Origin of the sequence: Paractinoplanes tereljensis (assembly GCF_016862435.1) — a bacterium.
Classification (GTDB): Bacteria; Actinomycetota; Actinomycetes; order Mycobacteriales; family Micromonosporaceae; genus Actinoplanes; species Actinoplanes tereljensis.
Window position 1 is genome coordinate 249,333 of record NZ_BOMY01000038.1, and the last position, 10,896, is coordinate 260,228.

9 protein-coding genes are annotated in these 10,896 nt (G+C 71.0%); 5 read left to right on the top strand and 4 right to left on the bottom strand.

Going from position 1 to position 10,896, the window contains the following annotated elements:
- Positions 1 to 99 precede the first annotated feature (99 nt).
- The 3 genes from Ate02nite_RS29550 to Ate02nite_RS29560 all read left to right on the top strand — a co-directional run bounded on the left by Ate02nite_RS29550 (position 100) and on the right by Ate02nite_RS29560 (position 2,651).
- Positions 100 to 933, top strand: coding sequence for a S1 family peptidase (locus tag Ate02nite_RS29550; RefSeq protein WP_239147785.1), 834 nt, complete (start codon positions 100 to 102; stop codon positions 931 to 933).
- A 184-nt stretch (positions 934 to 1,117) separates the two neighbouring features.
- Positions 1,118 to 1,456 (top strand): hypothetical protein, encoded by a 339-nt coding sequence (locus tag Ate02nite_RS29555; protein ID WP_203811109.1) that lies wholly within the window; start codon positions 1,118 to 1,120, stop codon positions 1,454 to 1,456.
- 73 nt (positions 1,457 to 1,529) lie between these two features.
- A complete protein-coding gene (locus tag Ate02nite_RS29560; protein ID WP_203811110.1) occupies positions 1,530 to 2,651 on the top strand; it encodes a hypothetical protein in 1,122 nt (373 codons plus the stop codon).
- On the opposite strand, the gene Ate02nite_RS29565 is transcribed toward Ate02nite_RS29560, so the two are convergent.
- The 4 genes from Ate02nite_RS29565 to Ate02nite_RS29580 are packed head-to-tail and all read right to left on the bottom strand — an operon-like array spanning position 2,635 to position 7,067.
- Positions 2,635 to 4,545 carry a sensor histidine kinase gene (locus Ate02nite_RS29565; RefSeq protein WP_203811111.1) on the bottom strand — a complete coding sequence of 637 codons (1,911 nt, stop codon included), beginning with the start codon at positions 4,543 to 4,545 and terminating at the stop codon, positions 2,635 to 2,637. The two genes, Ate02nite_RS29560 and Ate02nite_RS29565, sit on opposite strands and share 17 nt — an antisense overlap.
- The gene (locus Ate02nite_RS29570; RefSeq protein WP_203811112.1) at positions 4,542 to 5,828 is read right to left on the bottom strand and encodes a sensor histidine kinase; all 1,287 of its coding nucleotides are present in this window, start codon (positions 5,826 to 5,828) and stop codon (positions 4,542 to 4,544) included. Before Ate02nite_RS29570 ends, Ate02nite_RS29565 begins: the two co-directional genes overlap by 4 nt.
- On the bottom strand, positions 5,821 to 6,486 hold the full coding sequence (locus tag Ate02nite_RS29575) for a response regulator transcription factor (RefSeq protein WP_203811113.1): 666 nt from the start codon (positions 6,484 to 6,486) through the stop codon (positions 5,821 to 5,823). The genes Ate02nite_RS29570 and Ate02nite_RS29575 overlap by 8 nt, the downstream gene beginning before the upstream one ends.
- Positions 6,477 to 7,067, bottom strand: a complete 591-nt coding sequence (locus tag Ate02nite_RS29580) for a histidine kinase (RefSeq protein WP_203811114.1) — start codon at positions 7,065 to 7,067, stop codon at positions 6,477 to 6,479. The genes Ate02nite_RS29575 and Ate02nite_RS29580 overlap by 10 nt, the downstream gene beginning before the upstream one ends.
- Before the next feature lie 79 nt (positions 7,068 to 7,146).
- Here Ate02nite_RS29580 and Ate02nite_RS29585 point away from each other — a divergent pair, with 79 nt between their 5' ends.
- Both Ate02nite_RS29585 and Ate02nite_RS29590 read left to right on the top strand, forming a co-directional pair.
- Positions 7,147 to 8,457: an Hsp70 family protein gene (locus Ate02nite_RS29585; protein WP_203811115.1), complete on the top strand. Its 1,311-nt coding sequence runs from the start codon at positions 7,147 to 7,149 to the stop codon at positions 8,455 to 8,457.
- Positions 8,458 to 8,468: 11 nt separating this feature from the next.
- Positions 8,469 to 10,139: a GGDEF domain-containing protein gene (locus tag Ate02nite_RS29590; RefSeq protein WP_203811116.1), complete on the top strand. Its 1,671-nt coding sequence runs from the start codon at positions 8,469 to 8,471 to the stop codon at positions 10,137 to 10,139.
- The last annotated feature ends 757 nt before the right edge of the window (positions 10,140 to 10,896 follow it).

Sequence of the window (10,896 nt, forward strand, 5' to 3'; positions counted from 1 at the left end):
GCCATAACACCGAGATATACCAGAAGTGTTATTGCTTCCTTCGCTTACTTAATCTTCGTCTTCGAGAAATTGGTGGGGCTTGTCAACATATTGATGGACGTGAATAATTTTCGAGGTGCCGGCTACCCCCAGTACGCCGGCCCCTCACCCCCCGGAGGAAGCGGCGCCGAACTGGCCGCCGCCGACAGCACCCTCAAGTCCAGCCTGAAGACGCCGGGCACCGCGTTCGCCGTCGACCCGGTCACCAACAAGGTCGTGGTCAGCGTCGACAGCACCGTCACCGGTGCCAAGCTCACCGCGGTCAAGTCCATCGTGGCCAAGCTGGGCGACAAGGCCGGCCTGGAGACCGTCCCCGGCACCCTGTCGCCCGAGATCTCCGGCGGCGACGCCATCTACGGCGGGGCCTACCGCTGCTCGCTCGGCTTCAACGTGAAGAACAGCGCCGGCGCCTACTACTTCCTGACCGCAGGCCACTGCACCCAGGTCGCCTCGACCTGGTACAGCAACTCCGCGAAGACCACGCTGCTGGGCACCAACTACGTCTCCAGCTTCCCCGGCAACGACTACGGCATCGTCAAGTACTCGACCAGCACCACCGTGACCATCAGCGGCGCGGTGGGCTCGCAGGACATCACCTCCGCCGCCACCCCGGCGGTCGGCGCGTCGGTAACCCGCCGCGGCTCCACCACCGGCATCCACACCGGCTCGGTCACGCAGCTGAACGCCACGGTCAACTACTCCGAGGGCAGCGTCTCCGGCCTCATCCGGACCACCGTGTGCGCCGAATCCGGCGACAGCGGCGGCCCGCTGTACTCCGGCACCACCGCCCTCGGCCTCACCTCCGGCGGCAGCGGTAACTGCACCTCGGGCGGCGTCACCTACTTCCAGCCCGTCGTCGAACCCCTCAACGCGTACGGCCTCTCGGTCTTCTGACCGGTCTTCTGACCGGTCTTCTGATCGCACCGACCTCCCACCTTCGAGGTAGGGAAGACCCCACCTCGGGGTGGGGGGTTGGCCACCTGTCCTTAGGGGGTTTGCTCGGTCGTTGCCGTAGGCGATCAACCGGCAGCATCGTCCCGGTCAGACGAACACCGATTCAAAGGACAGTGACAAGACCATGTGGCACAGCAACCATCAGGGCGGCAACAACCATTGTTCCGACCCCGGCCGCGAGCGCTTCGTGGACTGGGGACGCGGCCACGAGCAGCACCACGGTGGTGGCGGCGGCTGGGGCGATCCTCGCTGCTCCGACGGCGACCCGTGGGGCGGCGGCGGCGGTGGCTGGCATGACGGCCCGCGCTGGGGCGGCATCCAGGACTGCAACGACGGCCCGCGCTGGGGCGGCGGCCAGGACTGCAACGACGGCCCGCGCTGGGGCGGCGGCGGCCAGGACTGCCACGACGGCGGCCGCGGCCTGATCAGTCTCGACCACAACTCGTTCCTGCTCTGCCACTGACGACGGGCTCGGGCAGCCGCCGGCTTCGGCCGGCGGCTGCCCATCCGCCGACCGGTACCCGATGGAGGTCACGATGACCGCGACGAACGCCCTGGTGGTCCGGGACGACCTGGGGGAAATTGTCGACCTGGTGTTGCGGGGAGCCGAGGCCAACGCCCGGCACGATCTCGTACGCCGGATGCGCGCGGCCGCCGACGACGTGGCGGCCGCGCTGCCGTCCGGGCCCATCGCGGAAGCGGTGGTGTGTGCTCTGCAGTCGTTGGAGGTCGACCTTCGTAGCCGCCGGGCCGAGCTGGCCGACCCCGGCCGTGCGGCCCGGCTCGCCGCCGAGGCCCGGCACGCCGAGGCTCGCCTGCGCCAGTTTCAGGAGCGCACCGTCAGGTGGCCCCGAGTGCTCGGCGACGCCCTGTCGGCGACCGATTCGGATATCGATTTTGCCATCAACAACTGGTTGCGCGCTCTGCTCGACGAGGGCACGGTAGCGATCGAAGAGCAGGGACTGGCGGGCGACGATCTCGATCGCTGGCTGCGAAAACGCCTGGTGGCGGAGACCGTGGCGGTGCATCGGGCGTTGCGCCTGGCGGCGCAGGAGATCGGCGAGCAGGTCGCCGCCTCGATCGGACTGAGCGAGCCGGTGCCGCCGGTTCGCCTCGACCTCGAGCCGCCCGCCGAGCTGGTGGGTTACATCCACCGCGGTCCGCGGGCCCTGTCCGAACGACAGGCCTTGGCCACCCGGCTGGTCGGGGTGGTCATGCCGACCTATAGCGGCGTGATGGTCGCCCTTTTCCTCCCCCGGCTTCTCGGTATCGGGATGTCGCTGTGGCCGACCGTGCTCGGGGCAGTAGCCGGCGCGGTCGGGATGGGCGGGGCCGCCGTGGCCGGGGAGAGGCAGCGGCAACGCAGCCGCCGCAACATGGAGAGCGCCAGTGAGCTGCGGTCGCTGGTCGACGCGTACCGGATGGCCGTCGGCAAGCGGGTACGCGACGGGGTCCGTGCCGTCGAGCAGCAGATGTATGCCGGCCTGAACGAGGTGGTGACGAACGAGTCCCGCCGCATGTCCGCGACGACCGAGGCGGCCCGGCGCGCGGCCGGCGAGAGCGAGCGGCTGCAGGAGGCCCTGGCCGACATCGAGTTGGACCTCGCCTCCGTCCGTGAGCTGCGGCAGCGTGCTCAGCGGCTCAGTTGGGCCGGCTGAGCGACCCCAACGGCACCCAGCCGTCGACTCGGGTGCCGGCGGCTGGGCTCGAGCGCACACCGACCATGCCGCCCAGCGCCCCCACCCGAGCCGTCACGTTCTGCAGACCCCTTCCCCGGACGTCGGTGTTCGCGGCCATGTCCCAGCCCGGGCCGTCGTCGTGCACTCCGAACTCCAGGCGGTCCGCGCGGCAGGTGAGGATGACTCGGATCGGCGCGCCGGGAGCGTACCGGCGGGCGTTGTTCACCGCTTCGAGGCAGCAGAACCAGACCGCCGTCTCGATCGCGGCCGGGAAACGCCGGCCGGCCGGCATGCCGGCCGTCGTGATGCTCAGGCCCAGTTCGGCCTCCAGCGCCGCGACCAGCCCGAGCCGTACGAGCCGCGGTGAGGTCACCCCCGTCGCCGTACGCAGCAGGATGGACTCCGCTTCGTCGATCTGAGCGGTGAGCTGGTCGAGGTGGACCTCCGCCGCCTCGGCGTCGGTGCCGACCCGGTGCTCGGCCAGGCCGATCGCCAGTTGCAGCGAGACCAGGTGGTGCTGGGCACCGTCGTGCAGGTCCCGTTCGATGCGGCGCCGTTCGGCATCCATCTCGGCCACCAGCCGCTGGCGCGAGCGGGCGATATCCGCCGTGTGCGCCCGGACCGCCCGCAGCTGACGTTCCAGTTCGAACCGCAGAAGGTACGCCTCGAGCACCGTGCTGAGGCTGTCGGCCACGTCGGCCAGCAGCCGGGAATGGTAGGTGTCCGGCCCCATCGTGGCCGAGCGGTCCACCGTGATCGAGCCGAGCCGCTCACCGCCGCGGGTGATGGGCAGGGTGACCAGGGCGTCGTCGTCGCCGGCACCGGGGCGCGTCCAGGCGTACGTACGCTCGGGCAGCCCGGGTCGCACCACGCTCAGCCGGCACACGTAAGCCCCCAGGTCGCGCCCGACCACCTCCGCCACCCGGGCCAGATCGGTTGCCGTCATCGCGCCGATGCACGCCAGCACGCTGTAGGGCGTCGGTCGCCGCCCGTAGAGCAGGCGGTTCAGACGACGCTCGACGCGGGCATGGACCGGACGCAGGAGCACCGCCGCCGGCAACGCCGCGACCGGAGCGGACACGACCGTGTGCAGGACCACGAACAGGCCGCCGATCAGAACGGTGACCAGGGCAACGACAAGTACGCTGCCGAGCCGGCGCTGGACAGCCTGCAGGGACACCTGCCGGCTCGCGGCGATCGCGACCGTCACCGGCACGAGATGGCTGAACCAGACCAGGGGCGCCGCATCCCGCACGGCCGGGAAGGGAACGAAGACCAGCACCAGCACCGCCATGATCACGGCCGCGCTCGCCAAAATTCCGAAGAGCAGGCGGATCCGGGCCCGCTCGATCGCCGTCAGGTCGTCGCGCCCCCGGTGCCGCAGGAACACGAAGGCGAGCGCCGGCAGTACGGCACCGAACAGCGCGACCTGGCTCAGCGTAGGCGGGAGCGCCACCGCGATGGCCGCGCCGAGCGCGCCGATCGCCCCCACCGTCACCACGATCTCGTCGCGGCCGGGGCTGCGTGGTCCGCCGGCCGGCGGATAGGACACCAGCGCGCAGGCGAAGGCGCCGAGGGAAACCGCCGGGAGCACGAAGTCACCGGTGATCACCGGGCCGAGGTCCGATCCGGCGCCGGCCAGCAGCGCGAGGGCGAACAGCCGCATCGAGCGATCGCGGTGCCCGGAGATCAGGATCGCGATGCCGAGGCCGAGCGTGAGCAGCCCGCAGCCGACCTTCGTCACCATCCCGGCGCCGGGATGGTCGTGACCGGAGGCGAGCAGGAAGATCTCGATCAAGAGCCGGCCGAAGGCCAGCAACCCACAGATCAAACCCATGCTTCCGTACGCGACCCGAAGCGCGCGCGACGTCACGACAGCGACTCCCTCGTCGTGTCCGGCCGGTCGGGCAGCCAGGCAAACAGCCGCAGCCCGCCCCCGTTCCGGTCGGCACACTCGACGGCGCCACCCAGCGCCACCAGCCGTTCGACGTCGTGGACCAGGGCGGCACGCAGCTGTTCCGCGAGCACCGGCGGCGACGGGTCCTCGATGAGGATCCGCACCCGGGCATCGCCGTGGGTCACCCGCACCCGGATCTCCCCGGCGGCCGGCGGGGTGCCGAGCACCTCGAGAGCGGCCGCTGTCACCTGGTACGCGGCCGACTCGACCGCCCACCCTGCCCGCACGTGGAGATCGCCGGTGAGCCGGACCGGCCGGTCCAGGTCGGCCACCAGCTCCTCGAGTGCCGCGGCCGGTCCCTGACCGCGCAGCACGGTGGGATAGACGCCGCGGGCGATGACCCGGAACCGATCGATCAACTCGTCCAACTCCGTGCGGGCCAGTCGCAGCGCGGACCCGGCGCCGTGCCCGCCGAGGGTGGCCCGGGCCGCGGTCAGGTGCGTACGCAGGGCGTTCAGGGGTCCGGAGGTGGCCCGGGACAGCTGGGTCAGCAGCCGGCGCCGCTCCACCTCGCGCGCCCGGGCGATCCGGCGCCGGAAGTCTTGCATCTCCCGCACCAACCGGTCGGCTCGGCGTACGCGTTCGGTCAGTTCGGTGTTGAGGTTGGTCCTGCGCAGCAGGAGCGTGGTTCCGTGGGCGATGTCGTTGAGCAGGATGCGGTCCTGCGTCGTGACCGGCGACTCGGGCTTCTCGATCGCCAGCACGGCCCGCAGTTCGCCCGCGTCCAGCAGCGGTACGGCGTGCGCGATCCCGGGCCGGGACAGCAGCGCCGGCAGACTCGCGGCGCTCTCCGGCCGGCCGGACTGGCCGAGGGGATACGAAGCGATGACGGCCAGCCGATCGCCGTCGGCCAGCCAGATGGTCGACCGCTGGGCCCCGGTGCCGTCGGCCAGGGCCTGGGCCAGCCCGGGCAGGGCCTCGCGCAGCGACGGCGACCGAAAATGACGAGCTGCCTGCGCCAACGCCGAGTACGGGGTGATCTCGCGGCGCCGGGTGATCCGCTCCGCGAGCGTGACGACGACTCCGCGTAACCGGATGAGCAGGACGGTCGCGCCGGCGATCACCGCGAACGGCAGCGCGAGGGCGACCGGGCGGCTCGCCCCGGCCCAGCCGGTCACCGCGGTGGCGGCCACCAGCAGCAGAAACGTCACGCCGGCCGGCAAAAACGTCCGCACCAGCCGGGTGGCCGGGTCAGCCACTGTCCTGAACTGTCCTCAGGAAAGTCAAAACGGCCAGCACGCGCCGGTGTTGCTCGGCGGCGTCCGACGGCAGCCCGAGCTTCATGAAGATGCTGGAAATGTGTTTCTCGATGCTCTTGGCCGCCACGAACAGCAGACTGGCGATGCCCGCGTTGGAGCGGCCCTCGGACATCAGCCGCAGCACGTCCATCTCGCGTTCCGACAGGGTGGCCAGCATGTCGCGCCGGCTGCTGGCCGGCCGTTCGACAAGCCGCTGGGCCAGCACCGGCTCGATGACGATCTCGCCGTCCCGGATCCGGGTGAGGGTGTCGCTGAGGACCTCGACGCTGCCGACTTTTTCCTTCAACCGGTACCCGATCGCCTCGGTGCCGATGTGCAGCACCCGCATCAGGTAGTGCGCCTCGGCATAGTGCGAAAGAAAGAGCAGGCCCATCTCCGGGTGATCGGCCCGCAGCCGCTCGGCGGTGGGCAGGCCACCGTCGGGCTCGGGCGGCATCCGGATGTCGAGGACAGCCACGTCGGCGGGCTCGGTGGCCAGCAGCTCGACCAGGGTGTCTCCGTCCGCGGTGCAGCCGACCACCTCGTGCCCGGCCGCCTCGAGCAGCATCACCAGGCCGTCGCGGAACAACGCCCCGTCGTCCGCCAGCGCTACTCGCACGGAATCCTCACTTTGATCGTTCCGATCAGGCCGTCACCCGCCTCGGCCGCCCCGCCGACCCACTGGACGCGGTCCCGGACGGCGCCGATCTGGCCAGTATCGACATTGCCGAGGTTCAGCGCCAAGCCGTCGGCATCCCGTCGGATGACCACGTCCACCGTTCGGGTGGCGGGCGGCAGCGCGGCCAGAACCCCGAGAATGACGAAATAGGCCACGCCTTCCACCGCCGGATCGAAGCGGCCACCGCCCGCGTCGACCCGCAGCGGCGTGCTGCTCGCCAGCTCGCACAGGGCCGGCCCGAGACCGGCCTCGTGCAGCAGCGGCGGATAGATCCGATCGGCGACCGCGCGGAGTTCCTGCTGGATGAGGTGCAGTTGGTTCTGCAGTTCCTCGATGTCGTGCGGCAGGTCGCCGATGTCGTGCGGAGCCTTCTGGGCGAGCAGACCGAGGCGCAGCGCCAGCGCGGCGATGCGCAGGGCCGCCCCGTCGTGCAGTTGACGCTCGAGGTCGCGGCGCCGGCTCCAGTGCTCGTCCGCCCGGCGCCGGGCGGAGTGAGCGGCGTTGTACGTGTCGAGCGTCATGACGTCATTCTCCGGTGGTAGGCCGTTGTCGTCAGTGGGGCCAGCCCTACTAGTAGGACGATTCCTGGGGAGGAATGCGGTGGGTTACGACCTCGGCGTCGATCTTGGTACCACCTTCGTGGCGGCCGCGATCGCACGCGGCGGCCGGGTGGAGATGTGCACTCTGGGCAACCAGGCGACGGTCGCTCCGGCGGTCGCGTACCTGAACCACGACTCGAAGCTGATCTTCGGCGACGCGGCGGAGCGGCACCTGCTGAGCGACCCCAGCCGGGTCGAACGCTGGTTCAAGCGGCGACTGGGCGATCCGACCCCGGTGGTCCTGGGCGGCGTGCCGCACCAGGTGACCGGCCTGATGGCCGAGCAGCTGCGCAACGTGCTGGACACCGTCACCCAGGTGGAGGGCGAGCCACCGGACCGGGTAGCGCTGACCCACCCGGCCAACTGGGGCCCGTACCGGCGGGAGCTCTTCGAGGAGATCCCCCGGCTGGCCGGCCTCCGCAACTTCGTGGTCCTCACCGAACCGGTGGCGGCCGCCACCTACTACGGCGCGAACCGCACCCTCCGCGACGGCGACACGGTCGCGGTCTACGACCTGGGCGGCGGCACCTTCGACGCCACCGTGCTGCACAAACGCGACGGCGTGGTCGAGGTGCTGGGCGAGCCGGAGGGAATCGAACGGCTGGGCGGCACCGACTTCGACGAGGCCATCATCCAGTGGATCAACCACCAGCACGGCGGTGCGCTGGCCGAACTGGACCTGTTCGAGCCCGAGTCGGCAGCGGCGATGGCGAGGTTGCGGCAGGAGTGCGTACGGGCCAAGGAAGCACTGTCGGTAGACGTCGAGACCAGCATTCCCGTACTGCTGTTCAACCGGCAGTTCGTAGCCCAGCTCTCCCGCCACGACCTCGAGTTCATGATCCGCGCGCCGATCGAGTCGACGATCGGCGCCCTGGTCCGGGCGGTGCACGCGGCCCAGGTCAAGGTGGACGAACTCTCCGCCGTACTGCTGGTAGGTGGGTCGTCCCGCATCCCGCTGATCGGCCGGATGATCACCGAGGAGCTGGGCCGCCCCATCTTGACCAACGCCCACCCGAAATACGCGGTGGCGCTGGGCGCGGCCGCGGTAGCGGCCAAGTCCGGCGACCGTGTACTGGTCGCGGCCGGCCGCTCGGAAGATGCCGTCCCCAAGCCGGCCCGGCACGCACAACCACCATTGCCGTCCCCCCGAGGCGTCTCCCGCCCGGCGCCACCCGGCTCCATCCCCGAACAACCCCCACCCACGCCCCCGAGCCGGCCCAGCCGGCGGAAACTGGTCACGGCCATCCTGGCCGCCCTAGTCCTGGCCGCTGTCGTGATCCTCCTGCTGACCATCGTCACGATCGGCCCATAACTGGCCGGTAAATGTCCCGGATCACTCAGTTCTGGCGCCCGACGGCCGATAACTGGGCTGGTGGCGTACGGAGTACGTTCGGGCGTTCGGAGTTCGACGACGGTGAGGGACAGGTGCCCGGCTCGGAGCGATCCAGAATCCAGCACGAGACGGCCATCGAGCAGGCTTATGTGCTCGTCGAGGCCGCGCAGGGCCACAACGACGCGGCCCGGGTCGAGCGCGCCGATCGCGAGGCCGCCGCCGGCGGCTGGGACGACGTTCGCCTGCTGTTGCACTTCGCCCGCTCGCTGGCCTGCCAGGATGCCGGTGCGGACGATTCCGGCCACGTCGAGGCGATGTCCGACCTGGCCGCGCGACTGGCCGTACCCTCGTTGCTCGCCCTGTCGATCGCCGTGAAAGCCGTGCGTAACGCCGACCGCCGGCGCACCACGATCACCGGCGAGTCGGTGGCCAGCCTGTTCGTCGGCGCGGTCGTGCTGCTGGACGAACCCGACGCCGCGGCGCCGGCCGTGCACCGGGTGGCCGCGCTGATCGAGGTCGGCAACGTCGCGCACCAACTGGGGTTCTGGGAACTGGCGCTGGAATACTTCACCCTCGCCGAGCAGGCGTCGACCGCCGCACTCGACGGCCGGTGGAGCGACATCGCGCGCCGGCAGCTGCTTGTCGTCACCGTCAACCGGTGCGAGCTCCTCCTCGACTGGTCCTGCGCCCTCGCCGGCATCCACGAGTGGGAGCACGCCGCGGCGGTGGCCGGCTCGGCTCTGGGCGGCGACGACCCGACCGACGATCGGTGGCCACCCAGCTGGGTGACGCAGTACTACGGGCAGATGCACCTGCTGGCCGCTCTCGCCGGAAACGAGCCGCACCAACCGGCCCCGGCGAACGTCGCCGCGCTCGGCGCCGCGATCCAAGCCGCCCGGGCCGGCGACGACGTGCGCGCCTGCGGCCTGGCCGAAGGCCCCACCCAGTTCGTCGAGATACCCCTGCCGAGCTGCACGCATCTGCTCGCCCTGAGCCTCGCCGCCCGCCGGCCGGGCACCGCGCCGGCCGCGATCCGCTACGGCGACCAGCTGGCGTCGCTGCGCTGGAACGATCGGGTCGACCGGATGGCCGGCATCCGCGACGCGATCGCCGTCGAGCGCCGCCGCCGCGACCACGAACAACTACGCCGCGATCTGGTGCTCGACGAGCTGACCGGCCTGGCCAACCGGCGCGGCTACCACGCCTATCTGACCGCGCTGCAGGACCCGGCCGCCCACCTCGGCAGCGAGTACGCCGTACTGATGATCGACGTCGACCACTTCAAGGCGGTCAACGACGGCTACGGCCACGACGTCGGCGACCTGGTCCTGGCCCGCCTAGGCCACATCTTCGCCGGCCACGTCCGCCAGACCGACCTGGCCGCCCGCCTCGGCGGCGACGAGTTCCTGATCATCCTCGCCGACGTGCTCCCCGAGGTGCCCGAACTGCGCGCCCAGCGCATCCTGCGAGCCGTACAGACCCACCCGTGGACCGACGTAGCCCCCGGCCTGTCGGTCTCGGTCAGCATCGGCATCCAGCACGGCGGCCGCCAGGAGCTGCCGGCCCTGCTCTCCGACGCCGACCGAAGCCTCTACCACGCGAAAAACCACGGCCGCGGCCGCGTGGGCACCCTGGCCCCATCGGCGCCCGAGGCCAGGTGAGCCAGACAGCGTTCGCGCGGAAAAAACAGATCCCTTTTCCGTACGCCCTGGTCCGCTCCCGTGGCACTCGGTCCCGCTGAGCGGAACTCACCCTCCGCGCGCCCGCCCCGGGCGGTCCCGACCCAAGACCTCACCCCCCACCCGCAATTACCTCCGACCGCCGCCACCGCGCGACCGGCGTGCAACACCGGCGCGTGCCGCTCCGGCGCGTGCCGCACCTTTCACGCAACCGAACACCCACCCCGCGGGCGCTTTGCTTTGCTCACCTATACGCGCTGCTCTGCGTACCTCCGGTAAGCGCGCGAGTTCAGGCCGCCCGCGCACCACGGGAGCCAGGCCCCGGCGACTCCCGCATGACGGCCGCCGCGCCCGAGCCCCGGACCGGCGTCCCGCATCGCGGGGGTCCGGTCTCACCTTGTGGACAGCACCGCCTGCGCACCAGACGCTCCCCGCCGGAAAGGCAGGACATGCCGGATTTATCTACGGCTGCGAGCGAGAGTCGGCGCGATCTTGCGGGGCTCCTGTTAGGTCCGAGCGGTAAGTCTTCAAGGTCTGCGAGCCGGAGTGGGCCGAGAAGACCCGAACGCGGAACCGGCCGGAAGGCGAGGGGCAAACGCCCGCGAAACGCACTGCCGCCTGGAGTGGCTCGCCCGGCGCTTACCCGAGGTGCGCAGAGCAGCGCGCATAGGTGAGCAGAGCAAACTGTCGAACAGGCTGGTGTTTGTCCTGGTCGGTGGGGATTGCCGGCCGGGTGGGT

Excerpts from the sequence above, each read along its gene's own strand:
- Ate02nite_RS29555 (WP_203811109.1), top strand. The coding sequence starts at position 1,118 with ATGTGGCACAGCAACCATCAGGGCGGCAACAACCATTGTTCCGACCCC.
- Ate02nite_RS29560 (WP_203811110.1), top strand. The coding sequence starts at position 1,530 with ATGACCGCGACGAACGCCCTGGTGGTCCGGGACGACCTGGGGGAAATT.
- Ate02nite_RS29580 (WP_203811114.1), bottom strand. The coding sequence starts at position 7,067 with ATGACGCTCGACACGTACAACGCCGCTCACTCCGCCCGGCGCCGGGCG.
- Ate02nite_RS29590 (WP_203811116.1), top strand. The coding sequence starts at position 8,469 with ATGTCCCGGATCACTCAGTTCTGGCGCCCGACGGCCGATAACTGGGCT.